The organism is Pseudomonas sp. BNK-45 (genome assembly GCF_047456255.1).
Taxonomy (GTDB): domain Bacteria; phylum Pseudomonadota; class Gammaproteobacteria; order Pseudomonadales; family Pseudomonadaceae; genus Aquipseudomonas.
In genome coordinates, this window is the sequence record NZ_CP179909.1 from 3,955,518 (window position 1) to 3,982,038 (window position 26,521).

27 protein-coding genes are annotated in these 26,521 nt (G+C 62.8%); 13 read left to right on the forward strand and 14 right to left on the reverse strand.

Annotated elements, in window-relative coordinates; all coding sequences use genetic code 11:
- The first annotated feature begins 17 nt into the window (after positions 1 to 17).
- The 4 genes from ACMGG8_RS18230 (at position 18) to ACMGG8_RS18245 (ending at position 4,732) form a co-directional block, all read left to right on the forward strand.
- Complete coding sequence (locus tag ACMGG8_RS18230) at positions 18 to 1,592, forward strand: FGGY-family carbohydrate kinase (protein WP_414158078.1); 1,575 nt, start codon at positions 18 to 20, stop codon at positions 1,590 to 1,592.
- Between the two features lie 126 nt (positions 1,593 to 1,718).
- The gene (locus ACMGG8_RS18235; RefSeq protein ID WP_060839517.1) at positions 1,719 to 2,222 is read left to right on the forward strand and encodes a hypothetical protein; all 504 of its coding nucleotides are present in this window, start codon (positions 1,719 to 1,721) and stop codon (positions 2,220 to 2,222) included.
- Positions 2,219 to 2,452 (forward strand): DUF4287 domain-containing protein, encoded by a 234-nt coding sequence (locus tag ACMGG8_RS18240; protein ID WP_060839516.1) that lies wholly within the window; start codon positions 2,219 to 2,221, stop codon positions 2,450 to 2,452. Before ACMGG8_RS18235 ends, ACMGG8_RS18240 begins: the two co-directional genes overlap by 4 nt.
- Before the next feature lie 153 nt (positions 2,453 to 2,605).
- Positions 2,606 to 4,732, forward strand: coding sequence for a TonB-dependent receptor family protein (locus ACMGG8_RS18245; protein WP_414158079.1), 2,127 nt, complete (start codon positions 2,606 to 2,608; stop codon positions 4,730 to 4,732).
- A gap of 91 nt (positions 4,733 to 4,823) precedes the next feature.
- Here ACMGG8_RS18245 and ACMGG8_RS18250 read toward each other — a convergent pair whose 3' ends face one another.
- Positions 4,824 to 5,321, reverse strand: a complete 498-nt coding sequence (locus ACMGG8_RS18250) for a hypothetical protein (RefSeq protein WP_414158080.1) — start codon at positions 5,319 to 5,321, stop codon at positions 4,824 to 4,826.
- 170 nt (positions 5,322 to 5,491) lie between these two features.
- Between ACMGG8_RS18250 and ACMGG8_RS18255 the strand changes: the two genes are divergently transcribed.
- Positions 5,492 to 6,040, forward strand: coding sequence for a hypothetical protein (locus tag ACMGG8_RS18255; protein ID WP_129406201.1), 549 nt, complete (start codon positions 5,492 to 5,494; stop codon positions 6,038 to 6,040).
- A 146-nt stretch (positions 6,041 to 6,186) separates the two neighbouring features.
- On the opposite strand, the gene ACMGG8_RS18260 is transcribed toward ACMGG8_RS18255, so the two are convergent.
- The 3 genes from ACMGG8_RS18260 to ACMGG8_RS18270 all read right to left on the reverse strand — a co-directional run bounded on the left by ACMGG8_RS18260 (position 6,187) and on the right by ACMGG8_RS18270 (position 9,355).
- A complete protein-coding gene (locus tag ACMGG8_RS18260) occupies positions 6,187 to 7,899 on the reverse strand; it encodes an amidase (protein WP_414158081.1) in 1,713 nt (570 codons plus the stop codon).
- 146 nt (positions 7,900 to 8,045) lie between these two features.
- Positions 8,046 to 8,510, reverse strand: a complete 465-nt coding sequence (locus ACMGG8_RS18265) for a hypothetical protein (RefSeq protein ID WP_232513168.1) — start codon at positions 8,508 to 8,510, stop codon at positions 8,046 to 8,048.
- A 2-nt stretch (positions 8,511 to 8,512) separates the two neighbouring features.
- Positions 8,513 to 9,355, reverse strand: coding sequence for a suppressor of fused domain protein (locus tag ACMGG8_RS18270; protein WP_060843737.1), 843 nt, complete (start codon positions 9,353 to 9,355; stop codon positions 8,513 to 8,515).
- A 333-nt stretch (positions 9,356 to 9,688) separates the two neighbouring features.
- Here ACMGG8_RS18270 and ACMGG8_RS18275 point away from each other — a divergent pair, with 333 nt between their 5' ends.
- Positions 9,689 to 11,263 carry a diguanylate cyclase gene (locus ACMGG8_RS18275; protein WP_108543992.1) on the forward strand — a complete coding sequence of 525 codons (1,575 nt, stop codon included), beginning with the start codon at positions 9,689 to 9,691 and terminating at the stop codon, positions 11,261 to 11,263.
- Between the two features lie 76 nt (positions 11,264 to 11,339).
- Entirely contained in the window at positions 11,340 to 11,705 is a 366-nt protein-coding gene (locus ACMGG8_RS18280) for a hypothetical protein (protein ID WP_060839509.1), read from the forward strand.
- A 129-nt stretch (positions 11,706 to 11,834) separates the two neighbouring features.
- On the opposite strand, the gene ACMGG8_RS18285 is transcribed toward ACMGG8_RS18280, so the two are convergent.
- The gene (locus tag ACMGG8_RS18285; RefSeq protein ID WP_414158082.1) at positions 11,835 to 14,054 is read right to left on the reverse strand and encodes an OsmC domain/YcaO domain-containing protein; all 2,220 of its coding nucleotides are present in this window, start codon (positions 14,052 to 14,054) and stop codon (positions 11,835 to 11,837) included.
- Positions 14,055 to 14,231: 177 nt separating this feature from the next.
- On the opposite strand from ACMGG8_RS18285, the gene ACMGG8_RS18290 reads away from it, so the two are divergent.
- Positions 14,232 to 14,633 carry a hypothetical protein gene (locus ACMGG8_RS18290; protein ID WP_414158083.1) on the forward strand — a complete coding sequence of 134 codons (402 nt, stop codon included), beginning with the start codon at positions 14,232 to 14,234 and terminating at the stop codon, positions 14,631 to 14,633.
- Between the two features lie 230 nt (positions 14,634 to 14,863).
- Here ACMGG8_RS18290 and ACMGG8_RS18295 read toward each other — a convergent pair whose 3' ends face one another.
- The 4 genes from ACMGG8_RS18295 to ACMGG8_RS18310 all read right to left on the reverse strand — a co-directional run bounded on the left by ACMGG8_RS18295 (position 14,864) and on the right by ACMGG8_RS18310 (position 18,816).
- Positions 14,864 to 15,862 (reverse strand): NADP-dependent oxidoreductase, encoded by a 999-nt coding sequence (locus ACMGG8_RS18295; RefSeq protein ID WP_414158084.1) that lies wholly within the window; start codon positions 15,860 to 15,862, stop codon positions 14,864 to 14,866.
- Between the two features lie 65 nt (positions 15,863 to 15,927).
- Positions 15,928 to 16,797, reverse strand: coding sequence for an alpha/beta fold hydrolase (locus ACMGG8_RS18300; RefSeq protein WP_060839505.1), 870 nt, complete (start codon positions 16,795 to 16,797; stop codon positions 15,928 to 15,930).
- Positions 16,798 to 16,872: 75 nt separating this feature from the next.
- Positions 16,873 to 17,661 (reverse strand): SDR family NAD(P)-dependent oxidoreductase, encoded by a 789-nt coding sequence (locus ACMGG8_RS18305; protein ID WP_060839504.1) that lies wholly within the window; start codon positions 17,659 to 17,661, stop codon positions 16,873 to 16,875.
- Positions 17,662 to 17,715: 54 nt separating this feature from the next.
- Positions 17,716 to 18,816 carry an alkene reductase gene (locus ACMGG8_RS18310; protein WP_414158085.1) on the reverse strand — a complete coding sequence of 367 codons (1,101 nt, stop codon included), beginning with the start codon at positions 18,814 to 18,816 and terminating at the stop codon, positions 17,716 to 17,718.
- Positions 18,817 to 18,965: 149 nt separating this feature from the next.
- Between ACMGG8_RS18310 and ACMGG8_RS18315 the strand changes: the two genes are divergently transcribed.
- From ACMGG8_RS18315 to ACMGG8_RS18325, 3 genes are all read left to right on the forward strand, one after another.
- Positions 18,966 to 19,553, forward strand: coding sequence for a TetR/AcrR family transcriptional regulator (locus ACMGG8_RS18315; protein ID WP_414158086.1), 588 nt, complete (start codon positions 18,966 to 18,968; stop codon positions 19,551 to 19,553).
- 161 nt (positions 19,554 to 19,714) lie between these two features.
- Positions 19,715 to 20,257 carry a hypothetical protein gene (locus ACMGG8_RS18320; protein WP_129406192.1) on the forward strand — a complete coding sequence of 181 codons (543 nt, stop codon included), beginning with the start codon at positions 19,715 to 19,717 and terminating at the stop codon, positions 20,255 to 20,257.
- A gap of 62 nt (positions 20,258 to 20,319) precedes the next feature.
- The gene (locus ACMGG8_RS18325) at positions 20,320 to 20,715 is read left to right on the forward strand and encodes a hypothetical protein (RefSeq protein WP_414158087.1); all 396 of its coding nucleotides are present in this window, start codon (positions 20,320 to 20,322) and stop codon (positions 20,713 to 20,715) included.
- 81 nt (positions 20,716 to 20,796) lie between these two features.
- Here the strand turns inward: ACMGG8_RS18325 and ACMGG8_RS18330 are convergent, their stop codons facing one another.
- From ACMGG8_RS18330 to ACMGG8_RS18340, 3 genes are all read right to left on the reverse strand, one after another.
- Complete coding sequence (locus ACMGG8_RS18330) at positions 20,797 to 21,579, reverse strand: hypothetical protein (RefSeq protein WP_414158088.1); 783 nt, start codon at positions 21,577 to 21,579, stop codon at positions 20,797 to 20,799.
- Positions 21,580 to 21,607: 28 nt separating this feature from the next.
- Entirely contained in the window at positions 21,608 to 22,018 is a 411-nt protein-coding gene (locus ACMGG8_RS18335) for a hypothetical protein (RefSeq protein ID WP_414158089.1), read from the reverse strand.
- Between the two features lie 133 nt (positions 22,019 to 22,151).
- Positions 22,152 to 22,937, reverse strand: a complete 786-nt coding sequence (locus ACMGG8_RS18340; RefSeq protein WP_060839497.1) for a helix-turn-helix transcriptional regulator — start codon at positions 22,935 to 22,937, stop codon at positions 22,152 to 22,154.
- A 138-nt stretch (positions 22,938 to 23,075) separates the two neighbouring features.
- On the opposite strand from ACMGG8_RS18340, the gene ACMGG8_RS18345 reads away from it, so the two are divergent.
- Positions 23,076 to 24,179: a polyamine ABC transporter substrate-binding protein gene (locus ACMGG8_RS18345; protein ID WP_108543970.1), complete on the forward strand. Its 1,104-nt coding sequence runs from the start codon at positions 23,076 to 23,078 to the stop codon at positions 24,177 to 24,179.
- A 165-nt stretch (positions 24,180 to 24,344) separates the two neighbouring features.
- Positions 24,345 to 25,517 (forward strand): contractile injection system protein, VgrG/Pvc8 family, encoded by a 1,173-nt coding sequence (locus ACMGG8_RS18350; RefSeq protein WP_414158090.1) that lies wholly within the window; start codon positions 24,345 to 24,347, stop codon positions 25,515 to 25,517.
- 7 nt (positions 25,518 to 25,524) lie between these two features.
- Here ACMGG8_RS18350 and ACMGG8_RS18355 read toward each other — a convergent pair whose 3' ends face one another.
- Both ACMGG8_RS18355 and ACMGG8_RS18360 read right to left on the reverse strand, forming a co-directional pair.
- Positions 25,525 to 25,962, reverse strand: a complete 438-nt coding sequence (locus tag ACMGG8_RS18355; RefSeq protein ID WP_414158091.1) for a hypothetical protein — start codon at positions 25,960 to 25,962, stop codon at positions 25,525 to 25,527.
- Positions 25,959 to 26,429, reverse strand: coding sequence for a DUF6896 domain-containing protein (locus ACMGG8_RS18360; RefSeq protein WP_414158092.1), 471 nt, complete (start codon positions 26,427 to 26,429; stop codon positions 25,959 to 25,961). The genes ACMGG8_RS18355 and ACMGG8_RS18360 overlap by 4 nt, the downstream gene beginning before the upstream one ends.
- Positions 26,430 to 26,521: the final 92 nt, after the last annotated feature.

A 26,521-nucleotide genomic window follows, 5' to 3' on the forward strand; every position in this document is an offset into this window, starting at 1 on the left:
TCAACCAAGAGAGCCCCATGGATAACCACAACAACAAGAAGCAGGACTACCTGCTGGCCATCGACAACGGCACCCAGAGCGTTCGCGCACTGCTGTTCGACCTCCAAGGCAACCTGCTGGGCAAGGGCAAGGTGGAGCTGGAGGCGTATTTTTCGACCCAGCCCGGCTGGGCCGAACAGCACCCGGACTACTACTGGGCCAAGCTCGGCGAAGCCTGCCAGCTCTTGTGGCAGCAGACCGGCATCGACCGTTCGCAGATCCGCGGCGTGTCCCTGACCACCCAGCGCGGCACCCTGATCAATGTCGACGCCCAGGGCCGCGCCCTGCGTCCGGCGATTCTCTGGCTCGACCAGCGCCAGGCCGCCGTCGAGGGGCGCATCAAGGGCCCCTGGGGCTGGCTGTTCAAATTGATCGGCGCCGAGGCCACGGTGGACTATTTTCGCGCCCAGGCCGAAGCCAACTGGGTGGCCCAGCAGCAACCCGAGGTCTGGGCCGCCACTGACAAGTTCCTGCTGCTCTCGGGTTTTCTCACCCATCGCCTGACCGGCAACTTCGTCGACTCGGTGGGCTGCTCCGTGGCTTACCTGCCGTTCGACTACAAGCGCCTGTGCTGGGCCGCTCCCAGCGACTGGAAGTGGCAGGCCCTGGCGGTGCGTCGCGAGCAGTTGCCGACCCTGCTCAAACCCGGCGAAACCCTGGGCCGGATCAGCGCCGAAGCCAGTCGCCACACCGGTATTCCCGAGGGCTTGGCGCTAATTGCCGCCGGTGCCGACAAGGCCTGCGAGGTGCTCGGTTCGGGCGTCCAGGATTCGACCACGGCCTGCCTGTCCTACGGCACCACGGCCACCATCACCACCACCCGTTCCCGCTACCTGGAAGTGGTGCCGCTGATCCCGCCGTACCCGGCGGCGGTGCCGGATCACTACAACTGCGAGGTGATGATCTTTCGCGGCTACTGGATGGTCAGCTGGTTCAAGCAGCAGTTCGGCCTGCGGGAAGTGCAGCAGGCGGCCGAGCAGGGGCTGGAGCCGGAACAGCTGTTCGACGCCCTGGTCCAGGCGGTGCCGCCCGGGTCCATGGGCCTGACCCTGCAACCCTACTGGTCGCCGGGCATCCGCGAGCCGGGCATGGAGGCCAAGGGCGCGATGATCGGCTTTGGCGACGTGCACACCCGGGCCCACATCTACCGGGCGATTCTCGAAGGCCTGGCCTACGCCCTGCGCCAGGGCATGGAACGCATGGAACAACGCTCCAAGCTGAAGATAACCCGCTTGCGGGTGGCCGGCGGCGGCTCCCAGAGCGACGCGGCCATGCAGCTGACCGCAGACATCTTCGGCCTGCCGGTGGAACGCCCCCATGTCTATGAAGCCTCGGGGCTGGGGGCGGTGATTGCCTGTGCGGTGGGCCTGGGCCTGTACCCGGACTTCCCCACGGCGATCAGCGCCATGACCCGGGTCGGCGCGGTGTTCGAGCCCCAGCCGCAGGCGCAGCAGATGTACCAGCGGCTGTACCGCGAGGTCTACCTGCGCATGTATCGCCAGCTCAAGCCGCTGTACCAGAGCATTCGCGAGATCACCGGCTACCCGGCCTGAAGGCGCGGCGGGCGCGGCCAGTAGGGCAAGGGTTCCCGGTCGAAAAAACACCCCCGCGCGGCACGGCTCAACTATCGTCATCCAGGTGGACGGAACCCTACGACAACCTGAACCGGTGAGCCGAACATGAACCGCCAGGACGCGCTGAACATCCTCTGGAAGCGACTGTTCATCATCTTTGTGCTGCTGTTGGCGGCGTCCCTGGGGGCGGTCGCCATGGCCGACGGCTACACCATTCCCTCGGTGGTGTTCATCGTCGGCAACATCGGCGGCTACGTAGGCTTTCACCGGCAGCTGTCCCACCTCAGCGAGGAGGAAATCGTCAGCCTGTGCAGCTCCTGGTTCAACGTGCTGCTGCCGTCGTTCATCGGCGGCATCCTCGCGGGCCTGCTGTACATCCTGTTTATCTCCGGCGTGGTGCAAGGGGAGCTGTTTCCCGAGATCGTCGGTGACAGGAGCTGCAGGTACCCGGACAACAGTTTCTATGTGATTTTCTGCCAGCACGCCGACGGCTATGCCGCCTACGGCAAGTTGCTGTTCTGGTCCTTTGTCGCGGGCTTCAACCAGAACTACGTGGTCGACCTGATCGAGAACATCAAGAGCAGCAAAAAAGCACGGGGTGAAGCATGAGTGAAGACAGCAAGAGCAAAGCCAGCCAGGTCAAAGGCCCGGCGTCGTACTTTCCTTCCATTGAAAAAAACTACGGTCAGCCCATCAGCCACTGGCTGGAGCTTCTTGGCGCCGTCAGCGGCAAGAAGCACATGGAGCTGGTGGCCTGGCTCAAGTCCGAATACGGCATGGGCCATGGTCATGCCAATGCCTTGGTGGCGCACTTTCTGGCGGGGGCCAAGAACCCTTAGCGCTGAGTGCTGGACGCTGTGGCTTCGCCCGTGAAGGCGTGACTGCCGACATCCGCTTTCCTGGCGAAAAAAGCCTGATTCCGCTGTGTTCTCTTGGTTCTTTCCTGCGTCGCAACTTGCATTGCCCCCTTTCTGCCTGTCGGAGTTTTCTCGATGTCTTCGCCAAAATCCTTGCCCACGGCCCTGTTGGGCCTGGCCCTTGCCTGCCCGGCAATCGCCGAGACCCGGAGCGTGGAACTGGCGCCGGCGCAGGTGCTGGGGCAGGCGCCGGTTGACGAGGGGCAGGGCGTGGAGGAGGCCGCGGTACGGCTGGCCGAGGTGCCGGGTGGGAGCAATGTGGTGGACATGCGCCGGCCGCTGCAAGGCCGGGTCGCCAGCAACCAGGATGTGCTGGCCTATCAGCCCGGGGTGTACGCCCAGTCGGCGGGCAACGAAGGGGTGAAGATCTCGATCCGCGGCTCGGGCATCAACCGCGCGCCGGGCGCCCATGCCTCGGGGCTGTACACGATGCTCGACGGCCTGCCGCTGACCGGCCCCGGCGGTACGCCCTATGAGTTGCTGGAGCCGTTGTGGGTCGACCATGTGCAGGTGCTGCGCGGCGCCAACGGCTTTGACCGTGGCGCCCTGGCCCTGGGCGGGGCCATCGATTACGTCAGCCATACCGGCTACGACGCGCCGCTGTTGCAGGTGCGCTACGCCACCGGCAGCCACGGTTACCAGCAGCGTCAGGTCAGCTCCGGGCAAGTGCTGGGGGACTTCGACTATTACGTCTCGCTGACCGATGTCAACGCCGACGGTTACCAGGACCACACCCGCAGCCAGAGCCGCGGGGTGATCGGCAACTTCGGCTACCGCTTCAATCCGAACCTGGAAACCCGTTTCTACCTGCGCTACCGCGAGACCGACAACGATCTGGCCGGACGGGTCAGCAAGCGTTCCATCGAGCACGACCCGCGGGCGGCCAACCCGGCCTACGTCAGCCGCGACGACCGTCGCAAGCAGCCGGGCAGCACCTTTGTCGGCAACAAGACCACCTACTACATCGACGATGACTCGAGCCTCCAGACCGGCCTGGTCTACCACGACTACCCGATGGACCTGCGCGAAGGCCCCAACCGCCTGAAGGTGGCCTACAGCGACGTCAGCGGCACCTTGGACTACAAGCGCCGCGACAGCCTCTGGGGCCGGGAAAGCCGCAGCACCCTGGGCCTGCGGGTGACCAAGCACCTGCCCAATGACGGTGCCAGTGAGTTCGTGCGGATTCCTGGCGGTAACACCGCCGGCTATGCCCCGGGCACGCGGATTCGTAACTTCACCTACCAGGGCTCGGACACTGTCCTGCATGTTGGCAATGACCTGGAAATCGCCGACGACCTGTGGCTGACCACCGGGCTGGCGGCCATCTACACCCGTCGCGAAAGCGCGGTGACCTACCCCGAGGGCGGCGGCAAGACCAGCCTTGGCGACTGGGACTACGCGCCGCGCCTGGGCCTGCGCTATCAGCTGACGCCGGATGCACAGCTGTTCGGCAACCTCAGCCGTTCGGTGGAAGCACCGCACCCCTGGTCGCTGATCTACAGCTCGAACCTGCGTTTTCCAGCCGGTAGCGGAGTGGCCAGCGGCGCCCAGCGTGATCCGATCACGCTGCGCAACCAGACCGCCACCACCCTGGAGCTGGGCGGCCGTGGCGACAGCGGCCTGGGTCAGTGGAGCCTGGCCTGGTACTACGCCCAGGTGCGCCACGAACTGCTCTCGGTACTGCCCGATCCCAGCGCCACCACGCCCTATGAACTCAATGCCAGCCCCACGGTGCACCAGGGCGTGGAAGCCAGCCTGCACAGCGAGCTGTGGTCGCGCCCGGGTGTGGGCCGCCTGAGCCTGCGCCAGGCCTACACCTTCAGCGATTTCCACTACCGCGACGACGCGCGCTTTGGCGACAACCGCCTGCCGGGCCTGCCCATGCACTACTACCAGGGCGAGCTGCGTTACGACTGGCCCCTGGGCTTCTTTGCCGCGGTCAACACCCAGCTGGTGTCGAAGGTGGCGGTGGACTACGCCAACAGCTATTACGCCGACCCTTACGCACTGTTCGGCGCCACCCTGGGCTACAACGCGCCGAAGAACGACTGGCAGACCTGGATCGATCTGCGCAACCTCACCGACAAGCGCTACGCCGCCACCGTCACTCCAGGCTACGACGACAAGGGGCAGGATCTGGCGCGCTCGACGCCGGGGGAAGGGCTGGGGGTGTACCTGGGGGTGTCCTGGAGCTTGCGTTGACCCGCTAGCGCGGCAGGCCGCGCCTTAAAAAAAAGTGCCCGCGGCGGCGGGCGCCTGGGTCAGGCCCATCATTGACCGGCCAGGTCCAGGCTCAGTTGCGGAAATACAGCTCGTCCAGCTGCCGTCGGCGGATCGCCAGGTACTCGTCCCAGACCTTGGGGAAATCCTCGTCCCGGGTGAAGGGAAAGGTCAGGTAGACGGTGCGGCCGATGACACTGATGTACTCCCGCATACGCTTGTACGCCGGTTGCTCCAGCAGCGAAATGTACTCGTCATAGGCGTGGTGATAGTGGCTGATCGTGACCCGGTGGGGCGCGATCATGCCGCGGGAAAAGTCGATCACCCAGCCGTGACTCATGCCGTTGCCCAGGTAGCCGTAGACCCCGTCCTCGGACAGGCTGATGTGATTTCGTGCCTGCTCGCCATCCTCGTCGTTGACCAGCACGATCTGGGTTTCGAAATAGCGGATGGCCTGTTGCTCGGGGCCGCGCAGGTGCAGGTTCCAGCTGATGGCGCCCATGCGGAATTCACCTTGTTCGGCAAATTCGGCAATCCAGCCATTGGCGAGGGTAATGCGGTGTGTGGTCATCGTTGTCCTGGTGGCGGCTGTCCTTGAAGGCTGGGGATTGTACGCCAGTCGCCGGCTGAAACAGTGCCTGAATTGCAGGCGCGACGACGCTGCCGCAAGCCGTACATTTGCCGGCATAATGCGCGGCCGTTTGGCTCAACCGCAGAAGCGATCAGGAGGATCAGGCTGGTATGTACAGACTTGGGCACAGGATAGACAACCAGTGGGTGGAACACAGTTATCCGCCTGTATTCGTGGTCAAGCCCGTGGGTGAAGGACAGCGCGTGGTGGCCGGGGCGCCTGGCTCGGACCCGCAGGTGCTGCTCAGTCTGGTGCGCTGCCTGGCCGAACCCCTGGTCCTGCTCTTCGTTCTGCATACGCCGCGGGACGAATCGCCAGCGGGCCGCTACTGCAGTCCGCCGCTGTCACGGGAAGAGGTCGAGGATTTCATCCATGACTTCAAACCCTTCCTGTGTGGCGATAGCCGCTTCGATCTGTGGGTGTATTCGCCCGAGCAACAGGCCACCGTGGTCTGGGACCGGCACAATCTGATCTACGCCTACGGGCCCATCGAGGATTACGCCAGGGCCCTGCGCGCACTGGGATTCGGCCATGGCGAGCCGCAGCTGCCGGTGCCGCATACCCATCACTATCATCCGCAACTGGATGACCTGTGCCGCCAGTTGCTCAAGCACTTCGACTGGCAGCACTCGCCGTTGCAGCCTGAGGATGAGCAGTGATGGCCCTGGGCTGATCAGGCAGTGGCCTGCCCAGGCTTGCCTGGGCCGCCCCATGCAGCGCGGTTAACGCTTTGTCGTTGGGCGCCGCCGTTGCAGCCTTGGCGATCAGGCCCACTCATGCTTCAGTGCGGGCCTGACCAAGCGGCTCAGTTGGCGCGGTGCAAGGCCGGCGTCCGTGGCGGAATCAGCCTCTTGCTGCCGGTGGATTCGAAGGCCGACGCCAGGCGCAGCAGGCTCGAATCGTCATAGGCGCGGCCGGCGAAGGTCAGGCCCACCGGCATGCCGATGTCCGCCATCACCCCCATCGGCACGGTCACCGTGGGCACGCCCAGGTGGCGGATGGCGAGGTTGCCGTTGGCCACCCACACGCCGTTGCTCCAGGCGATGTCCGCCGACTCGGGATTGATGTCGGCATCCGCCGGGCCAACGTCGGCGACGGTGGGGAACAGCACCGCGTCCAGCCCCAGGCGGTCCATCCATTCTTCCAGGTCGATGCGCCGGGTCTGTTCCAGGCCGCGCAGGCCGTCGGCCAGGGAGGCGATCTGGTCCCAGCTCTTGAGTCCGCGCTTGGCCATGGTCACGTACTGGTCCATGCCGGCGGCCAGGTCGTCTTCGCGGTTGGGCAGGGTGCCCGGGTCGTGGGGGAAGATCTGCGGCCCGTCGACATCCGCCAGGCGGTTGAGCTTGGGATCGTCGTTGGCCCGCAGGAAGTCGTCGAAGGCCCAGCCCGAGAGTTCCCACAACTCGTCATGGAGAAATTCCTTGCTCACCAGGCCGCGGTTGTACACGGTCGGTGCGCCGGGGCGGTCGCCTTCGCAGTTGGACACCAGGGGGAAGTCCACTTCCAGCACTTCGGCGCCGGAGGCTTCCAGGGCTTGGCGCGCCTGTTGCCAAAGGTCGATCACCGAGGGCCGGGTGTGGATGCGCTGACCGGTGGGGCCGCCGATGCCGGGTTTGTCGCTGGTGCCGGCTTCGGGGTCGGCGTTGATGTACATGCGCGGTACGCCAAAGCGCTTGCCCTTGAGCGCCGAGGCGTCGGCTGCCAGTTGCGGGTAGGACGCCGGGCGCACCGAGGTCACGCTGGGGATCGGCACCCAGGGCTGCAGGCGCCACAGGTCGCCGCGGGTGTCCGGGTCTTCGGCCACCACCACGTCCAGCACTTGCAGCAGGTCGGCCATGGTCCGGGCGAAGGGCACCACCACGTCCATGGTCGGGGTCAGCGGCCAGTTGCCGCGCACCGAGATCACCCCGCGCGACGGTGTATAGGCGCACAAGCCGTTGTTGGAGGCAGGGCCACGCCCGCTGGACCAGGTTTCCTCGGCCAGGCCGAAGGCGGCGAAGCTGGCGGCGGTGGCGGTGCCGGCGCCGTTGGACGAGCCGGAGGCGAAGGGCGCGGTCAGGTAGTTGGCGTTATAGGGGCTTTCTGCGCGGCCATAGACGCCGCGCTGCATGCCGCCGTTGGCCATGGGCGGCATGTTGGTCTTGCCCAGGCAGATGGCCCCGGCAGCCCGCAGGCGCTCGATGGTGAAGGCGTCGCGGTAGGCCACCAGCTCGGCAAAGGCCGGGCTGCCCGAGGCGGCGGTCAGGCCCTTGACCAGGTAGCTGTCCTTGGCGGTATAGGGAATGCCGTCCAACGGGCCCAGGGTCTGGCCCTTGGCGCGACGCTCATCGGACGCTTTGGCCTCCTTCAGGGCCTCGGGGTTGCGCACCACCACGGCGTTCAGCGCGGTGGCGGTCTGCGGGCCATCGTAGGCATCGATCCGCGCCAGATAGGCCTGGACCAGTTCCACGGCGGTGGTCCGGCCCGATTCCAGGGCGGCGCGCAGGTCGGCAATGGACACTTCAGTGACTTCGATCATGCTGCTACCGCCGCTGGCTGGTGGGTGAGGAGGTCAAGAGGGCGCAACGGGGCGCGGGTCTTCGGGTATTGGCTGTGCATGGTGGTTCTCGTGATACGGCTTGGCACGACAGGGGTGGCCTGGAAAGCAGGGGGCCTTTTTAGCATTTAGCGCGGTGCAGAGGAATCGTTGAACTCGCCCAGGTAAACAAGCGTTGCCGTGTTTGCCGGTTTGCGCTGGTTGGGGCCGGGGGCATCCGATTGCCGATCGCCATGGATCGAATCACTGGCGATGAGGATGTAGTGGCTGTAGCCGGGGTCGATACGCGTGCGCAGTTGCTGTTGTTCGGCGTCGCTGCGGATCAGTGATTCCAGGTAGGGCGGGCCATCTTCATGGTCGATCAGTTCGACGAAATCGGCGTCCATGTAATAGCCCAGCTCCTGTTTGAGGCGCCAGCTGGGATTGCGGGCTTCCCAGGCGCTGAACTCGGCGGCGCTGGCATCCGCCGCAGGCTCGGCTTCCCACTGTTCGAAGGTGAACAGTTCGGCCTCGGCCTGGTTCGGGAAGCGCGCGGCGAACAGGTGAAAGGCGAAGTAGTCATCGGCGGCGTGCATCGGCTTCAGGGCTCCCACGTTCAGATCACGCTGGCGCGCTGCAGGTGGCTGACATGGCCCAGGCCAGCCGCGTTCAGCCGCGCGGCCAGGTCTTCCCGGGCCTGGGCACCGCCGTTGCGCACGTAGTCCAGCTCCGAGGCGGTGATCAGCACCACCGGCACCAGGGTCACCGGCGACAGGGGCATGTCGTCCAGGCGGGTCGGGAAGTCCGGGGCCGGGCCGCCGATCAGCACCCCGGCGCAGTCGTCGGTGCTGACGAAGTGCGCCGGCAGTTGCTCGCTCATGGCCCGGGACTGGCTGACCCCGGGCAGTTCCAGGGACAGCACGCCGTAGCGCTCCAGGCGCGAGCCGTAGCCGCCGGCATCGGCCACGGTGCCGGCCACGCAGCGCAGCAGTTCGAAGGTCCAGCTGTCGGCAAAGGGCGAAACGTCGCCCGCCGCGCCCTGGGCGTGGGCCGGGATGTCCGGGGTTTCGATGAACAGCTCCATCTCGAAACCGTTGCCCAGGTCGTCGCCTTGCACACCATCGAACGGGTCGGACAGGCCCTCGGTGGCGAGGATGATGCGCTCGTTGCGGCGCACGATACGGTATGCCTGGCGAGTGGAGGGCCAGTGGGGGCCGCCCATGAAGCTGGGGCTGATGGCGAAGCCGAGAACGTCTGCCTCGCAGGTGCCGACGGCTTGCCAGTGACGCTCAAGGCAGGCGGCGCCGGCTTCGAGCAAGGCCAGGTTGGCTGCTTCGGCATCCGCCGTGGGCTCGACCGAGTCGAGCGCCGGGCTCGCCGTGTCGGCGGCATGCGTGGCGCCAATGGCCGACGGGGCCGGTTTTTTGAGGCGGTCGAACAACTGGCTGAAGAAGCTCATGGGCGGTCCTTGCGATCAGTGATACGGGCGCCAGGCTGGGGGAGCCCTGGCTTGGGGCGAGGCATTGTGACGGGTTGCAGCGGGCGTGAAAACCGCGGACTGCGCGCGGCGCGAGGCAAGACTATTTTCCTAGTTGCCAATCGGATCAACCTCGGTAGACTGCGCGGCTCTAACGCCAGGCGTTCTTATAGCCAAGCGATGCAGGCGTTTTGACGATGTCCGACGCATGATGATTGGTGTGTCGAGGGTGCATGGACGCAAATGATCTTGTGTTGGCAGGCGGTGGCCGCCACATCGATTTTTTTGTCTGCTCGCTCACCCGGATGTCGTTCAATGCCTACCCGGCCCAAGCCCAAGCTTAATCTGCGTGTCCTGATTCTGGTCTTTGTGCTGTTTGCGGCACTGGCCACCCTGGCCAACAGCTTCTGGGTCATGTTCAAGATTCAGAAACAGGAACTGATTGATAGCGCCTTGCAAGTCAATCAGGCCTACGCCACGCGGATCGCCTCCGGTGTGGAGCAGGTGCTCAGCTCCGATCAGAAACGCCTGGAATACGCGGCCGGCCTGCTGGGCGGGTCGTTCGGCGATGCCCGGCAACTGGAGGGCGAAGCCCGGCGCTTGCTCGGGCAGGACAACAGCTTCAACTCGGTGCTGGTCACCAATGCCGCCGGCACCATCATCGCTTCGGCGCCCGAACACCTGCATCTCAACGGCCGTTCCCTGCAAGACCCGGCGCCCCTGGAGCAGCGTCAGCCGATCATCAGCAAGGCCTTCAAGTCCATCGCCGGCAACCTGCTGGTCTTCGTTTCCCAGCCGGTGTTCGACAGCCAAGGCCAGTACCTGGGGCTGGTCGGTGGCAGCATTCGCCTGGAACACAAGAACGCCCTGCAAGACCTGATGGACCGTCAAGTGCGCCAGGATGGCGCCCATGTGTACCTGGTCGACGGCAACCGGCGAGTGCTCTATCACCCGTACCCCGAGCGCATTGGCGAGATCGTCGCCCAGGACCCGATCGTCGATGCGGCCTTGAGCCAGGGCGGTGGGGCGTTGCAGGCGCAGGATGCCCAGGGCGTGGAGATGCTTGCGGGGTTCGCCCGGGTGCCCAGCAGCGGTTGGGGGGTGATCTCCCAGCAGCCCCTGGGCAATATCCAGACCCTGCTGCAGGGAACCATGTCCAAAGTGGCCAAGGGCATACTGCCGCTGGGGTTGTTCGGGGTGGTGTTGATCTGGTGGCTGGGGGCGCGGATTTCGGCGCCGCTGTCCCGGCTGGCCGACAGTGCCAAGCGCCTGGACAGCCCGGACAGCTATGCGCGCATCAGCGCAATCCCGGCGCAGTATTTTGAAAGCTGGCAGATCCGCCGGGCGCTGTTGTTGGGCACCAGCCTGCTCCAGGAAAAAATCGGCCGGCTCAACCAGCAGGCGCAAAGTGATGCGCTGACCGGGCTGGCCAACCGACGCGCGATGCAAGACGCCCTGGCGCACTGGCAGCAGGTCCGCCAGCCGTTCGCCATCGTTTCCATGGACATCGATCACTTCAAACGGGTGAACGACACCTTCGGCCATGGCGTGGGGGATGAAACCCTGAGGGCGATTGCCGGCTTGATGAAGCAAAACTCTCGCGCCGACGACTTGCCGTGCCGGGCCGGTGGCGAGGAGTTCGTCCTGCTCCTGCCCAACAGTTCGCTGCGCACGGCCACCGAGGTGGCGGAGCGTCTGCGGGCCTCGATCGCCGCCGCGGACATCGACACCGTGGGTCACATCACGGTGTCCCTGGGTGTCAGTTTGTGGCAGCCCGGAGAGGGCTCGATCACCGCCGCCCTGGAAAAGGCCGACCAGTTGCTGTACCTGGCCAAGCAGGGCGGGCGTAATCGCGTGGTTGCCGAACAGCGCTCATTGGCCGTCAGCTAACGGCGAGTGCCTTGCCTGCAAAGCGGCCGCTCATTGGGAATCCGCCCCCGCCCGACATCAATCAGAGACGATCAGCATGCTTTACCCGAAGAAGCTCAGTCCGGAATTTTCCGGGGCCCTGCGCACGTTCAGTTTCTGGGTCGCCAACGGCACCCTCGGTTACCCGCTGCTGGAGGGCGTCGACTATCGCAGTTGCCTTGGCGAAGAGCCGAGCATGCTGGAGATGGTCTACGCGATCTTTGCCAATGTGCTGGAGCTGGACGAGGAGGGCGTGCCGGTGAATGCCAAGTACGCCGAGTACCGCGCGGCGCAGTACATCCGCCAGTATTGCGATGCGGATTACACCGCGGTGCCGGCATTCGAGGAGTGGGAGCAGGAGTTGTATGGCCCGCCGGAAAGAGAGGACCGCAAGCCCTGGCCGCCCGGGGCGCCCAAGGCCTGACGAGTCACTGTAGGAGCGAGCTTGCTCGCGATGGTCGCCAACGAAAACGCCGCGTTCACTGGGGAACGCGGCGTTCTTGAGGGCTTCGCGAGCAAGCTCGCTCCTACAGGTGCCGGGGAGGGCGGGGTGTCAGCGCTTGGCTGCGGTCCACTTGGCCCGTGCCGCGTGCAGCTTCTTGTAGCTGTCGATCAGGCGCAGGTGCCGGTCCAGGCCTTCGAGCTGCAGGTTGGTCGGGGTCAGGCCGTAGAAGCGCACGCTACCGTCCACCGAGCCGATCACCGCGTCCATCCGCTCGTTGCCGAACATGCGTCGCAGGTTGGCTTCGTAGTCGCCCAGCTCCAGTTCGTCGTCCAGTTCCACCTCCAGCACCGCGTTCAGCGCCTGATAGAACAGCCCGCGCTCGACGGTGTTGTCGTTGTATTGCAGGAACATCTCCACCAGCTCCTTGGCCGGGTCGAACTGCCCCAGGGCCACGTGGAGCAGCAGCTTGAGTTCCAGAATGGTCAACTGGCCCCAGGCGGTGTTGTCGTCGAACTCGATGCCGATCAGGGTGGTGATGTCGGTGTAGTCGTCCAGCTCGCTTTCTTCCAGGCGCTCCAGCAGTGAGCGCAGACCGTCTTCGTCCAGGCTGTGCAGGTTGAGGATGTCTTCACGGAAGAACAGCGCCTTGTTGGTGTTGTCCCAGATCAGGTCGTCCACCGGGTAGATTTCCGAGTAGTCCGGCACCAGGATGCGGCAGGCCGTGGCGCCCAGGTGCTGGTACACCGCCATGTAGACTTCCTTGCCCAGGCTTTCGAGGATGCCGAACAGGGTCGCGGCCTCTTCGGCGCTGGCCTGTTCCCTTTCGCTGAAGCCGCCCTGGCTGGTGAAGTCCCACTCGACGAACTCGAAGTCCGCCTTGGCGCTGAAGAAGCGCCACGACACCACGCCGCTGGAGTCGATGAAGTGTTCGACGAAGTTGTTCGGCTCCATCAGCGCCTGGCTTTCAAAGGTCGGCTGCGGCAGGTCGTTCAAGCCTTCGAAGCTGCGGCCCTGGAGCAGTTCGGTGAGGCTGCGCTCCAGCGCCACCTCGAAGCTCGGGTGGGCGCCGAAGGAGGCGAACACCCCGCCGGTGCGCGGGTTCATCAGGGTCACGCACATCACCGGGAACTGCCCGCCCAGGGAGGCATCCTTGACCAGCACCGGAAAGCCCTGTTCTTCCAGACCCTGGATGCCCGCCAGAATGCTCGGGTACTTGGCCAGCACCTCCTGCGGTACGTCCGGCAGGGCCAGCTCGCCTTCGAGAATCTGCCGCTTGACTGCGCGCTCGAAGATCTCCGACAGGCACTGCACCTGGGCTTCGGCCAGGGTGTTGCCGGCGCTCATGCCGTTACTGAGGAACAGGTTCTCGATCAGGTTGGAGGGGAAGTACACCACCTCGCCGTCGGACTGGCGCACGTAGGGCAGGCAGCAGATGCCGCGCTCGATATTGCCCGAGTTGGTGTCGTACAGGTGGGAGCCGCGCAGCTCGCCATCCGGGTTGTAGATGGCCAGGCAGTGTTCGTCGAGGATCTCCTTGGGCAGCTCGTCCTTGCGCCCCGGCTGGAACCAGCGCTCGTCCGGGTAGTGCACGAACTCGGCGTTGGCGATGTCCTCGCCCCAGAACTGATCGTTGTAGAAGAAGTTGCAGTTCAGGCGCTCGATGAACTCGCCCAGGGCCGAGGCCAGGGCGCTTTCCTTGGTCGCGCCCTTGCCGTTGGTGAAGCACATCGGCGACTGCGCATCGCGGATATGCAGCGACCAGACGTTGGGCACGATGTTGCGCCACGAGGCGATTTCGATCTTCATCCCCAGGCCCGCGAGGATCCCGGACATGTTGGCGATGGTCTGCTCCAGGGGCAGGTCCTTGCCGGCGATGTAGGTGCTCTGGGTCGCGCTCGATGGCGGCATCAGCAACGCCTGGGCGTCGGCGTCGAGGTTTTCCACTTCCTCGATGATGAACTCGGGACCGGTCTGCACCACCTTCTTCACCGTGCAGCGGTCGATGGAGCGCAGGATGCCCTGGCGGTCCTTGTCGGAGATGTCCGCCGGCAGCTCGACCTGGATCTTGAAGATCTGGTTGTAGCGGTTTTCCGGATCGACAATGTTGTTCTGCGACAGGCGGATATTGTCGGTGGGGATGTTGCGGGTCTGGCAGTACAGCTTGACGAAATACGCCGCGCACAGCGCCGAGGACGCGAGGAAATAGTCGAACGGCCCCGGCGCCGAGCCATCGCCCTTGTAGCGGATCGGTTGGTCGGCCACCACCGTGAAGTCGTCGAACTTGGCTTCAAGTCGAAGGTTGTCGAGAAAGTTGACCTTGATTTCCATGGGGGGCACCGGCGTGACGAGGCAAAAAATGGCGGGCATTATCCGGGATTTTACGCGCCAGTGGGGCGGTTTTTGGCGATGGGGGACCGATGGGCCTTGATCGGTGGCCGCAAGTCAATGAACAGGGCGTTTGGCAGGTGCCAAGGTCGGCCATTCGGATAAAAGGTATGCGGGGCAATGACCACAGTGTTGAGTGAGGCTGATCTTCAGTGGGTGTTGGAAACCATCGAAAACGGCTCCAGCCAGGAGCTGAATCTTCTCCATGAGGGATTGCAGATCGAACGGTGCGAGCTGTTGAACCAGGTGGCCATTGCCGTGGCCCGGCTCTTTACCAGCGCTCGCCGCGACTTTCATGACTGCGATGCAATCATGAACACCTTGTTCAGCGACATCATCGATGTGTCCTTGAGCGCGGACATGCCTGAGCCGGCCTTTTCCATCTATCTCGCGTTCGATGCGGGGGAGTATTGGCATCGTGGTGACGCGCAGGATGTCATGCCCTGGGAGAAGTGGACGCGGCCGGAGCTGGAAAGGATTTTGCGGGAGCTAGGTGCTGCAGAAGCGGGTGGTGCGCACTAGGCAAATGTCCGGGGGAAGAGGGCGGGATCGCCCTGTTTCCTCCTACTGCTCAAGCATCAGGCTGCGCCAAACGATCGCTCGCGGTTCAACAGGCACCACGTCCGGTTGCCGTGCCTGCCTGTTCCGCTCCGGCGCTGACGTCGCCGGATTCTGCTCTGGCGATGACTGGCAAGGTGCTGGAAGGTGCTCAGGCTCGGCCCGCTCGGTTGAGTCATCGGTCGATGGAGTCGTCATTTGATCCTGACCACGACCTTGCCCTTGGCCCGGCCCTGCTCGACGTACTCCAGTGCTTCTGCCGTGGCTGCAAAGGCGAAGCTGCGATCAAGCACCGGCTTGATGATTCCCGCCTCAATCAGCGCGGTGATCTGTTGCAGTTGGGCGCCATCGGCCCGCATGAACACAAAGGCGTAGCGGATGCCCAGCTTGCGTGCCTTGCGCCGGATACCCCAGCTCAGCAGGCGCATGACCTGCTGCAACGGCCAGGACAAGCCTTGCTCCTGGGCGAACTGCACGGTGGGTGGACCGGAGATGGAGATCAGCTGGCCGCCGGGCTTGAGGACCTTGAGGGACTTTTCCAGGACGTCGCTGCCCAGGCTGTTCAACACCACGTCGTAGCCATGCAGGACGCTTTCGAAGTCCTGCTGCTTGTAGTCGATCACCTGATCGGCGCCCAGGGCTTTGACCCATTCGACATTCGCCGTGCTGGTGGTGGTGGCGACGAAGGCGCCGAGGTGTTTGGCAAGCTGGATCGCAAGGGTGCCGACCCCGCCCGCGCCTGCATGGATCAGCACTTTCTGGCCCTTTTTCAGTTGGGCGGTTTCCACCAGCACTTGCCAGGCAGTGAGTGCGACCAGAGGAATGGACGCGGCTTGGGTCATGTCGATATTGGCCGGTTTCAGGGCAATCGCGTCTTCGTGCACGGCGATCAGTTGGGCGAAGGTTCCGATCCGCTCCTGCGGCGGTCGCGCGTAGACTTCGTCTCCCGGCTTGAAGGCTTGCACCTGCGGGCCGACCGCAACCACGACGCCCGCCAGGTCATTGCCCAGTATCAGGGGCAATGCGTAGGGCAGGATCAGCTTGAATTCGCCGTTGCGGATCTTTGAGTCCAGCGCGTTGACGCCGCTGGCGTGCACCTCGATCAAGACGTCGTGGGCACCCACCTCGGGGGTGGGCACTTCGCGCATGTGCCCGGTGTTCTTGCCATAGCGATCAATTGAAAATGCCTTCATCGGTGTGCGGCTCGTGTCGGTTGTAATAGGGGGCCGGTGCTGGGTGGCGTGGTGCTCATGGGGGCTCAGTCGTCAAGGAACGCCAGGGCCTTGGCCACGAAGTCAGCGTAGTACTGGAAAATGCCGCCGTGCCCGGCATCCTCGTACATCACCAGCTGTGCGTTGGGGATACGCTTGGCCAGGGCATGGGAGTTGACGCTGGGCACCATGATGTCGTTGTCGCCATTGACGATCAGCGTTGGCGCCTGCAAGCGCTCGAGAGACTGCGGCGCCTGTCTGCCCCACGCGGTGATGGCTTGCAGCTGCCGCAGGAAAGCGCCGGGCGTCGGGCCCTTGTCGCGATGCTTGCTGCGGGCTTTGAGGCGTTGCAGATACTCCGCGGCGGCTCGACGACCCTGGGGCGTCGAGGTAAAGAACAGGTAGAACTTGGGATCGCGCAAGGTCAGCAGGCCTTTGAGCATCAAGGGCCAGGTCACCGAGCCGACCTGGTCGATACCGCTGCCGCCGGCCGGCCCGGTGCCGGTGAGAATCAAGCGACGCACCGATTGCGGGGCCTTCAGGGCGATGTCCTGAGCGACGAAGCCGCCGAGTGAAAAGCCCAGTACATCGACGCGCTTGAACCCCAGGGCCTGTATCAGCTCGATGGCGTCTTGCGCCATTTCGCCGACCGTCAGTGGCGCGCTGCCACCCGAGCCGCCGATGCCGCGATAGTCGGTGGTGATGACCCGCCGGGTCTGGGCCAGTCCATCGATGATGGCCGGGTCGAAGTGGTCCAGCACCGCGCCCCAATGGTTAAACAGCACCAGGGGCACGCCGCCCGCGGGACCGGTATCGCGGTAGGCGAAGGGAATGCCCCTGACCATGATCGACTGGTTCGCCGCGTTGATGAACGAGGTCTGCACAGCCGGGGTGCGAGTTGTCTGTATGGGATTCATTGCTACTCCGAACAGCGGAGCGGATTCGTCGCAGTGCCTGCCGCGAATCCGCCGCGAATGCTCGCTATCTGACGATCATTGTTGGGCCTGGTAACGCTGGGCAACCTCGGATTGACGGATCTGCCCCAGCAGGGCCTGACGCGCGTTCTGCAGGTCATCCCAGCGTTCGGCCTGTTGCAGCGGCGGGATGGTCACCGGTTCGCGCCGATCGAAACCGACCAGGGCGGCATCCACCAGATCGCCGACTTCCATGATGTCGCTCAGGGTGTTGATGTCGACGCCTGAGCGGTCCCAGATCTCCGTGCGGGTCGCCGCCGGCAGCACGGCTTGCACGTACACGCCCCGGGGCGCCAGCTCCAGGCTCAGGCCTTGGGAAAGGAACAGCACGAAAGCCTTGGTCGCGCCATACACCGTCATGCCGAACTCCGGCGCCAGGCCCACCACCGAACCGATGTTGATGATCGCGCCGTCGCCGGCCTTGGCCAGGCGCGGGGCAATGGCACTGGCCAGGCGCACCAGCGCGGTGGTGTTGAGGGCGACCAGTTGCGCAACGCTGTCGGTGCTTTGCTCGATGAAGCTGCCGGACAGGGCGGCGCCGGCGTTGTTGACCAGGATGCCGATTCGAGCGTCGTCGCGCAGGCGGGTTTCCACGGCGGTCAGATCGCCGGATTGGGTCAGGTCCGCCGCGATGACATCGATGGCGACCCGGTGTTCGCTGCGCAGTCGGGCGGCCAGTGCGTCCAGGCGTGCCTGATCGCGGGCGACCAGCACCAGATCGTGGCCGCGTTGCGCGAAGCGCTCGGCGTAGACGGCGCCAATGCCGGTGGAGGCGCCGGTGATGAGAACGGTAGGGCGAGTGCTCATGGATTCATCTCTCTTTCAGGGGTGGCAAAGGCAGGTTGTGCGATCAGGTAGGGCTCAGCTGGCGCTGGTGCCCGATTCAGCCAAGGTCGGGTAGTCGATATAGCCCGTCGCGCCGCCGCCATAGAGCGTGGCGGGATTGAAGGCGGACAGCGGCGCGCCGCTTTGCAGGCGCTCCACCAGATCCGGGTTGGCAATGAACGGGCGACCGAAGGCGATCAGATCGGCCTGGTCTTCGGCCAGCCTCGACGTCGCCAACTCCAGGTCATAGCCGTTGTTGGCGATGTAGGTGTTTTTGAAGCGCTGGCGCAGGGCGCTGAAGTCGAACGGCGCCACCTCGCGCGGACCGCCGGTCGCCCCTTCGACCACATGCAGGTACACCACGCCCAGGGCATCAAGTTGATCGACGAGGTAATTGAACTGCGCCTGCGGATCGCGGCTGGAAACGTCGTTGGCCGGCGACACCGGTGACAGGCGTACCCCGGTGCGATCCGCGCCGATTTCGTCGATCACGGCTGCCGTCACCTCAAGCAACAGACGGGCGCGATTTTCAATCGAACCGCCGTAAGCGTCGGTGCGCGAGTTGGCGCTGTCCTTGAGGAACTGATCCAGCAAATAGCCGTTCGCGCCGTGTATTTCCACGCCGTCGAACCCGGCAGCGACAGCGTTTGCCGCGGCCTGGCGGAAATCGGCGACGATCCCCGGCAGTTCGCTGATGTCCAGCGCACGGGGCTCGGAGACGTCCTCAAAGCGGTTATTGACGAACACCTTGGTGGCCGCGCGCAGCGCGGAAGGAGCCACGGGGGCGGCGCCGTTTTCTTGCAGATCAACGTGGGATACGCGGCCGACATGCCACAGTTGCATAAAGATCTTGCCGCCCTTGGCATGCACCGCGTCGGTCACCGTGCGCCAGCCATCAATCTGCGCCTGGGTGTAGATCCCGGGGGTGTCCTGATAGCCCTGGCCCTGCTGGGAGATCTGCGTGGCTTCGCTGATCAGCAAGCCTGCGCTAGCGCGTTGGCTGTAATAGGTGGCCGCGAATTCGCTTGGAACAAAGCCTTCGCCCGCGCGGTTGCGTGTCAGTGGCGCAAGGACGATGCGGTTCGACAGCGCGAGGGTGCCAAGGGTGTAAGGGGTGAACAGATTCTGATCGGTCATCGGGTGTCTCTTCCGTGCCTGGTGGTGGAGGTCGGTGGTGCGTGCAATTAGGATGATGATCGAAATCTAAACTGTCAACGGTTTTGATTATGGTCGACATCTATGTATGATTGGGACCATGATTTCCCAATGAACATGAGGTATTGCACGTGAGAGTGAGCAAGGCCCAGGCGCAGGCCAATCGAGAGCACATCGTTGAAACGGCCTCTGAACTGTTCCGTGAGCGCGGCTTCGACGGGGTCGGCGTGTCGGATCTGATGGCGGCGGCCGGTTTCACCCACGGCGGCTTCTACAAGCATTTCGGCTCCAAGGCCGACCTGATGGCCGAAGCCTCGGCCTGCAGCCTGTCCAAATCCCTGGCCGCGGCGGCGGCGCTTGATGTGCCGGGGTTCATTGATGTCTATGTGTCGAGAGCGCACCGGGACCGGCGTGGCGATGGATGCACCATGGCCGCGTTGGGAGGCGATGCGGCGCGTCAGTCGGATGATCTGAAAGCGACGTTTGCCGAAGGAATCGAGCACACCCTGCAAACCCTGGGGAAGAAATACCCGACCGGGCCGGACGCGCTGGCGGGCGAGGGCAGAAAGAAAATGATCGACCTGCTGTCACGTGCGGTCGGTGCGGTCCTGTTGTCGCGAGCCTGCCCGGATGATTCCGCGCTGGCGGATGAGATTCTTGAGGTGTGCCGTGCTGAAATGTTGGCGTCGTTGCCGGTTGATAAAGGTGAGTCGGCGTAGAGGCCAAGGCCCTGCGCTTGCGAGGTGCCTGCGTTCGGTTAAGGGTGGATGGATGAAAGCCTATTTGGCTCGCCTTCTTTGGAGGTCTCAATATCTTGAGCAAAAAACGGGGCGATTTAGACGCTACAATATGCCCTTCATATCGTGAGGGTGTCGTATAAATGAGCAAGGATGTGACGGATGCGATTCAGAAGGCGAAGCCAGGGATTGCAAAGTACCTAGCGCTGATGAACCGATACGGCCAGGTGAACGTAACCTCAGATATAGACTTCCAACGTGCGTATAACGGCTTTTACAGAATGCGTCAGCGGACGCCGCTCTACTACCAGGCCTACTATCAGCTTATGGAGCAGTTGCGGGGTAGCAAGCCGGGCTTCGATACGGTGATTGATGCGCTTTACGCCGCGACCGGCCGTTTTGAACCATCGTTCTCCAGCAAGATGGTTGCGACTCTTGATCCTCACAAACCTGTTTGGGACATGTATGTGTTGCAAAATCTCGGTTTGAAGGCACCTACCGGCAACAGCAAAACGAAGCTCGACGATTTGAAAAAATGTTATCTCGCTATCGAGGGCTGGTACCAAGATTTCCTCGGCACAAGCGAAGCTCGAAACTGGATTCAACAGTTCGATAGCCTGGTTGCAGATCATGCACATTTCACTCAGTTGAAGAAGATCGACCTGATCCTCTGGCAAACCCGTTAACCCGCTACGAGACAACGATGCGTGCGTCCTGAAGGACTCATACAGGCGACAATGGAGAGTCTATGCCCGCAGAAATAAGTCAAAAGGATGGACTGACGCTGACCATCCTGCCATGCCCAAGCGGCCGGCCGGGCTGTGTTCTGGTTCGGCTCACCGGCACTGCGCTGCAAGCAGAAATAGCTTCGGAAAAAAACTCAGCGGGGGATGTGCCGCAACCGCTGGAGGAGTTCTTAATGCTGGCAGCGCAACTTGAAGAGGGCGTTACTCAAGATTGGCTTTCTGAAGGCCAGGACTTGGCCTTCTCTGCCAGCAAAGACCCATTTTTTCCGGAGGGTGTTTTTTTACGCATCTACTTAGGCTCAACGTCAGATGACGATTGTGATTGGCAGATCAATGGGTCGTTGTTGCTTACCCCGCCCCAAATCGCTCTGTTTGCCGAAAAGCTGAAGCAGATTTAACCGATCGGCTTTTCTAGTCGATTCATGACCCGTCTCGGCCACCATCAATCGTCTGCTGTGGTAGTGCCCTTTCTCCGAGCGTCATTCCACGTAACGTAGCCACAGGTGTGTCCGGTCGCGGATCGCTGGGACGACTGCTGAAATCATCGTTTGCCGGTTCTCCTCAGGGGTGTTGTAGAGCGCACAAAAATCGCTCGCCACTGCGTTGGCTACGCTCAGGTCGGCAGGCACTGCACGCAGGAAACCGAGGTAAGACGCGCCAACCCCCATCAATTCATAACCGTGGGCCTGGGCGAAATGGCGCGCTACCGCATAGTTTTGCGCAGGGCCCAGGTCGCAACTGAAATAGCCGTTGGGAAACGCCGCCAGGGCCTGGCAGGCATGTTCGACCGGAACCAGGAGTGCCGAGAGGGGTTGGTCGAGCAGTGACACAGGGTGGTCCTGATAGTCCATCCATTCCTGCAGGGCGGGCGGGTCAAGGGTCAGGCCGTGGGCGCACGCGTCTTCGAACGAGCTGCCTGCCACCAGATCGGTGAAGTTGCGCAAGCAGATCGCGAACTCGGCTTTGGTGGTGGGATAGCCCAGGTATTCGCCCTGTTCGAAGCACTCTGCCGGTAACTGGGCGATGTCCTGTTCCGAGGCATCGTCCAGCCCCAGGTTGTTGCGTGCATGCCCGGAGGTGTAGCGGGCCTGGGGCAGGTCATCCAGCGAGAGCAGGGGCCTGAAGCCCGGGTGGTTGCCAGCGATCTGGCGGTAGGCGTCGATCAGCTCGTCCAGGCTGGAAATGCCGCTCAGGCTGTACTCATCGCAGGTGCCGGCAGCGGGGTTGCCAGGCATTGCGTTACCGCGAAATTGGATATCCATCGAAGGGCTACCTGCTTGCTGTTGATGTTCAGGTGAATGATTCAGCCTTTCTGCGCGCCAGCGAACCTCCCGCTAGCACCGCCGGCATGATGGCCAGGCAGCAGGTGAAATGCACCCAGCCCATTTGGCTTCCCGAGAAGAACCCCACCGGTATGCCCCAGACCAGCAGGATGATGACCCCGACCCAGATGGCGGGACGCAAGGTGCGGGTCGCCTGGGTCCGGGTGCTGACAAATCCCCCAACGCCCGCCGCGAGGGCCCAGCCAAGCACCGTCAGCCACTGAACGGTGTTGAGGCTGACCAGTTGATCGTGCTGTTGTCTCCAACCCGGTTCGCCCAGGGCAACGAACGCAGGAGGTAGAAACTGCGAAATGGCCAGCCCGAACACAGGCAGCACCAAAGCGCAGGAGAGCAGGCCGAAGACAATGGCTTTAAACATGGGGTGTTCGACATCCGTGTTGAGAGGGGCTTGGAGGGTGTTGCTGATGGGATGCGGGGTTCGTGAGGCATCCAGGCTAAGCAGTGGTTTGTTTACGGCTTCCCGGGAAGGAGCGTCAGCGAGGTTGTTGGCGTCAAGAGAGCACCTCCTGTTTGGGCATGAAGAAGCGAGCGAAGAGTTCGGATTGTGACTTGATGTTCAGCTTGGCGTAGATGTTACGGCGATGAACCTTGACGGTTTCCGCGGAGAGGGAGAGTTTGCCGGCGATTTCCTTGTTGGAGAAGCCGCTGAGCAACAGCCGCAGTACATCGCTTTCCCGCGTGGTTATCTGGGTGCCCAGTTGGCCGATGGTTTCCGGCCATTGCGGCGGGGCGGCGAGGCTCTTCTCCAGATCGATCTCAAAGCACATGCGTTGATGCATCAGTGCCATCACCCAAGGCTTGATGAGGTCGAGCATGGTGATTTGTTCTTGATTGAAACGAACCCGGCTGCCGATGGAAATGCACAGGGTTCTATCGGCATCCAGTTGCACGTTGTATTGCACTTCATCCATGGAAATGTATTGGGCGAAGTACTGGTGGTAGTACTCGGTTTCAACGAAGTATTCCGGGGCAATGTCCAATAAGTGAAAGAAGCCGCTTTGCGGGTTTTCCCGGTTGGCGATGTAAAAGGGGTCCAGCAAGTAAAGTCCCTTTACATATAGATGAGTGAAGGCGTCCACCTCTTCCACATCGGCAATCTCGGGAAGACTGATCACTTGCACCTGTTGATTGCTGAAGATCAGTACAACCCAGTTATCGATCTGCACATATTCATTGAGCGTACGAATAAGCGAACTCCAGAAGTCTGGACGGTTCAACTGCATGATCAGTTTTCCAATCGATCGATGCCAGGCCAGGCTATGAAGGTCGAGTGGCATTTTCTACCCCTTTAGGGTTAGGGAATCGTGGGTCAAGGGTAAGTATTTGGAGGTATTTACTATTGGCTTGGGCTCGGTATATTCGCTTGCAGGATTTACGACAGCCATGAGGGCACGTCGTCTGGACAAGGATGTTGCATGAGAAAATCACCTTTGCGAACCGTTTTTTCAGCCGCGCTTCTCTGTGCCGGGATCAGCACATCGGCAGGGGCGGCAGAGCCCGGAATGTACTTGTACAACTGGTTCGGGCTGCTCGCGCCGGAAACCCCAAAAGAGTTCGAGCAGGCCACCGGCACCCGCATTCACATGGATGCCTTCGACAGTGCCGAGATCATGCAGAGCAAGGTCATGGCCGGTCGCACGGGGTATGACGTGGTGGTGGCGACCTCCAATGTGCTGCCCAGCCTGATCCAGGCCGGAGTGCTGCAGCCGCTGGACCCGGCGCAACTGAGCAATCTGTCCCACGTCGACCCGGACATCCTGGCCCAGCTCGCGGTCAATGATCCGGGCAATCGTTACGCGGTGCCCTATCTGTGGGGCACCACCGGGATCGGCTATGACGTGGACAAGGTCAAAGCGGCGCTGGGCGACGATGCGCCGGTCAATAGCTGGGACCTGATCTTCAAGGAAGAGAACATCAGCAAGCTGCAGTCCTGTGGCGTGGCCATGCTCGACTCGCCCAGCGAGATCATTTCCATCGCCCTGAACTACCTTGGGCTCCCGAGCAACAGCAAGAACCCGGATGACTACCAGAAAGCCCAAGCCCTGCTGTTGAAAATCCGTCCCTACATCCTTTATTTCGACTCGTCCCGCATCGACGCCGACTTGGCGGATGGCAACATCTGTGCGGTGGTGGGCTGGGCCAATGGTGCGCTTGCCGCCCAGGCCATCAATGAAAAGTCCAACACTGGGCGCCGGATTACCTACAGCCTTCCGCGTGAAGGCGCACTGGTCTGGTCGGAGAATCTGGTTCTGTTGAAAGACGCTCCGCATCCCAAGGCCGGCATGGCGTTCATCAACTACATGTTGCGCCCGGAAGTGATTGCCAAGACTTCAAATCACACCCTGTACCCCAATGCCAACAAGGATGCCACGGAGTTTGTCCAGCAGAAGTTGCGCGACAACCCCTGGATTTATCCAGACAAGCAAACGGTGGCCACACTGGTTCCACTTGAGCCGCTGCCATTGAAACTGGAGCGGATCCGAACTCGGGTCTGGACCAAGGTGAAGAGCAGCATCTGATTTCGTTGGACTCTTCATCTTCTGCCCTGTGCAAGTTTCATCGCCAGTGCGGGCTCATTATTTAAAACATTCGATGAAATGTACTGGCCATGCGGAGAACAACTTTTCCGCATGGCGGTTTGTGCCTGCGTCCATTCAACACCTCAAGCAACAGGAGAACAGTGGATGTTCAGCCCAGCCCATCAAACGCACTTCAGCTTGACACTCGACGCACTTGATCAGGAGGTACAAGTGCTTGCCTTCACCGGCGAGGAGGCGATCGGCAAGCCTTACTTCTTCAAGGTGGAGTTTGTCTGCGAGCGACCAGAGCAGGAGCTGCAAAGCCTGGTCGACAGCGAGGCCTTTCTGGCCTTCGACCCCCAGGGCAACGGCGTTCATGGACGCATCTATCACATCGGCAAAGACACTGAGCATTTGCATCCGCAGCGCTACAATCTGGCCCTGGTCCCGCATCTGTCCTACCTGCGCCATCGCACCAACCAGCGCATCTATCAACAGTTTTCGGTGCCGGCCATCGTCGCCTTGATACTCGAAGAACACGGGATCCTGGGGGACGCCTACCGCTTCCAGCTGGGTTCCTCCTACCCCAAGCGTGACTGCTGCACCCAGTTCGGTGAAACGGACCTGCATTTCATTCAGCGCTTGTGCGAGGAGGAGGGGATTCACTTTCACTTCCAGCACAGTGCTCAAGGGCACGTGCTGGTGTTTGGCGATCATCAGGCGGTCTTCCCGCGGATCGAGCCCGCCACGGCGGTCATGCCCGAGCCCGCCAGAGCGATCAGCCCGCCGGCCGGCGAGTACCGCCGCGCGGCTTATCGTCAGGTGGAGGGGCAGGGTTCGCGCACCGAACTGCACAGCGGCCATGTTGTGGACCTCTGTGGCGCCCCTGGCCAGGAGCGCAATGAGGCATGGCTGCTGACTCGGGTCATCCACGCAGGCGGCCAACCGCAGCTGTCGGACGAGCACGCCGTCGACAACCCGAGCGCCGGGGATGGCCGGCAGTCGGGTTACCGCAATCGTTTCACGCTGGTGCCCTGGGACCTGGCCTACCGTCCGCCTTCGGCGCACGAAAAACCCCAGGTGAGCAGCCAGACCGCAGTGGTCATCGCGGTGGACGACGAGGCACTGCGCGGTGATCGGCGCCTGGCAAGGCTCAAGGTCAAGTTTCCCTGGGACCGCGAGGGACGGTTCGATGACAAAAGCAGCTGCTGGCTTGGGGGCGCCGCCAACTGGCGCTGCGCAACGACCCCGCTGCGAGCGGGCGTGGAAGTCAGAGTCACCTTTCTTGAAAGCGACCCCGATCAGCCCCTGATCAGCGGTTGCCTGTGCTGTGGCTAGCGCCCGGTCATTGCCCGGCGCTTCTGGCGGCGAAGGTTTCGCCGCTCAGGATGATGACGTTGTCTCTTGAGTGGATGCTGGTGATGCTGTTGATCACCACCTTGAGTGCGCTTGAGTTCGGCAACAGGAAAAAAAACAGCTCGAAATACAGATAGTCCTGGATCAGGCGCGCCGCCAGGTCCGGATGGTCTTGCAGCAGCGCCCTGAAGCTTGGGTAGTCCAGCTCTGCCAGTTGCGGAATGTCGATAAAGCCTTGGGCCAGATCGTCGGTTCTGCATTCGGCGTTGAAGGTGTCGGCGACGTCCAGAAAACCTGGCGGCAGATCGCTGTGGTTGATGCGCAGTTCATAGGGCGATGCCGGGATCGACAGCGCCTCGCCGAAGCCCAGGCTGCGATAGCCGACGGTTCGCGGGTCGATGAGTTGGCCGGCTGAGGTGAACTTCATGATGGGCTCTCGGGTTGCTCGGGTGATGAAGGGGTGTGGCTATCTTCGAGCCTGCTCGCTTGGGGGGTGGCGGTTGCGAGGTAGTAAAGGATATAGCCCGAATACACCAGCGAGCCGGCTGCCACTTCCTGCTCGAAGCACTGCTTGAGCTCATCCTCATCGGTAAAACCGTACTGCGCGAGCCGGTTCTCGGCAAAGCCGGCGAGCCTGGACAGGGTGACGCCGTCGATCTCGCCCTGCTCGCCAAAGTCGAAGCTCACCGTTGCCGTTGGCAGGTGAACGGCGCAGCCATAGCCGTGCTTGAAGTAACGAACGCCGCCAGTCAGCTGCCCTTGCTCCGGAATATCGAGCCCCGCCCAGTCACTGTTGCTGGCGGGGAGGGGGATGGCGCATTGCTGCATCAACTCGACGGCGCAGCGGACGCTGGCCTGGTAGTCGCACACAAGCTGGGCGAGGCGTGGGTTCATGGGGATGGGGGGCGTGGTCAAAGGGGCAGACAATTCCAGAGTTTGCAGCGCGACACAAGCGGCGAGGCTGCAGGATGCGCGAAAGGACCGTG

What these genes read in the sequence shown, in the direction of transcription:
- ACMGG8_RS18360 (WP_414158092.1), bottom strand. Translation starts at nt 26,429, where the DNA reads ATGAACCCACGCCTCGCCCAGCTTGTGTGCGACTACCAGGCCAGCGTC.
- ACMGG8_RS18250 (WP_414158080.1), bottom strand. Translation starts at nt 5,321, where the DNA reads ATGACCACACACCGCATTACCCTCGCCAATGGCTGGATTGCCGAATTT.
- ACMGG8_RS18320 (WP_129406192.1), top strand. Translation starts at nt 19,715, where the DNA reads ATGAGCAAGGATGTGACGGATGCGATTCAGAAGGCGAAGCCAGGGATT.
- ACMGG8_RS18280 (WP_060839509.1), top strand. Translation starts at nt 11,340, where the DNA reads ATGCTTTACCCGAAGAAGCTCAGTCCGGAATTTTCCGGGGCCCTGCGC.
- ACMGG8_RS18300 (WP_060839505.1), bottom strand. Translation starts at nt 16,797, where the DNA reads ATGAATCCCATACAGACAACTCGCACCCCGGCTGTGCAGACCTCGTTC.
- ACMGG8_RS18305 (WP_060839504.1), bottom strand. Translation starts at nt 17,661, where the DNA reads ATGAGCACTCGCCCTACCGTTCTCATCACCGGCGCCTCCACCGGCATT.
- ACMGG8_RS18275 (WP_108543992.1), top strand. Translation starts at nt 9,689, where the DNA reads ATGCCTACCCGGCCCAAGCCCAAGCTTAATCTGCGTGTCCTGATTCTG.
- ACMGG8_RS18355 (WP_414158091.1), bottom strand. Translation starts at nt 25,962, where the DNA reads ATGAAGTTCACCTCAGCCGGCCAACTCATCGACCCGCGAACCGTCGGC.
- ACMGG8_RS18345 (WP_108543970.1), top strand. Translation starts at nt 23,076, where the DNA reads ATGAGAAAATCACCTTTGCGAACCGTTTTTTCAGCCGCGCTTCTCTGT.
- ACMGG8_RS18240 (WP_060839516.1), top strand. Translation starts at nt 2,219, where the DNA reads ATGAGTGAAGACAGCAAGAGCAAAGCCAGCCAGGTCAAAGGCCCGGCG.
- ACMGG8_RS18255 (WP_129406201.1), top strand. Translation starts at nt 5,492, where the DNA reads ATGTACAGACTTGGGCACAGGATAGACAACCAGTGGGTGGAACACAGT.
- ACMGG8_RS18230 (WP_414158078.1), top strand. Translation starts at nt 18, where the DNA reads ATGGATAACCACAACAACAAGAAGCAGGACTACCTGCTGGCCATCGAC.
- ACMGG8_RS18295 (WP_414158084.1), bottom strand. Translation starts at nt 15,862, where the DNA reads ATGAAGGCATTTTCAATTGATCGCTATGGCAAGAACACCGGGCACATG.
- ACMGG8_RS18310 (WP_414158085.1), bottom strand. Translation starts at nt 18,816, where the DNA reads ATGACCGATCAGAATCTGTTCACCCCTTACACCCTTGGCACCCTCGCG.
- ACMGG8_RS18350 (WP_414158090.1), top strand. Translation starts at nt 24,345, where the DNA reads ATGTTCAGCCCAGCCCATCAAACGCACTTCAGCTTGACACTCGACGCA.
- ACMGG8_RS18245 (WP_414158079.1), top strand. Translation starts at nt 2,606, where the DNA reads ATGTCTTCGCCAAAATCCTTGCCCACGGCCCTGTTGGGCCTGGCCCTT.
- ACMGG8_RS18330 (WP_414158088.1), bottom strand. Translation starts at nt 21,579, where the DNA reads ATGGATATCCAATTTCGCGGTAACGCAATGCCTGGCAACCCCGCTGCC.
- ACMGG8_RS18340 (WP_060839497.1), bottom strand. Translation starts at nt 22,937, where the DNA reads ATGCCACTCGACCTTCATAGCCTGGCCTGGCATCGATCGATTGGAAAA.
- ACMGG8_RS18270 (WP_060843737.1), bottom strand. Translation starts at nt 9,355, where the DNA reads ATGAGCTTCTTCAGCCAGTTGTTCGACCGCCTCAAAAAACCGGCCCCG.
- ACMGG8_RS18285 (WP_414158082.1), bottom strand. Translation starts at nt 14,054, where the DNA reads ATGGAAATCAAGGTCAACTTTCTCGACAACCTTCGACTTGAAGCCAAG.
- ACMGG8_RS18290 (WP_414158083.1), top strand. Translation starts at nt 14,232, where the DNA reads ATGACCACAGTGTTGAGTGAGGCTGATCTTCAGTGGGTGTTGGAAACC.
- ACMGG8_RS18325 (WP_414158087.1), top strand. Translation starts at nt 20,320, where the DNA reads ATGCCCGCAGAAATAAGTCAAAAGGATGGACTGACGCTGACCATCCTG.
- ACMGG8_RS18235 (WP_060839517.1), top strand. Translation starts at nt 1,719, where the DNA reads ATGAACCGCCAGGACGCGCTGAACATCCTCTGGAAGCGACTGTTCATC.
- ACMGG8_RS18260 (WP_414158081.1), bottom strand. Translation starts at nt 7,899, where the DNA reads ATGATCGAAGTCACTGAAGTGTCCATTGCCGACCTGCGCGCCGCCCTG.
- ACMGG8_RS18335 (WP_414158089.1), bottom strand. Translation starts at nt 22,018, where the DNA reads ATGTTTAAAGCCATTGTCTTCGGCCTGCTCTCCTGCGCTTTGGTGCTG.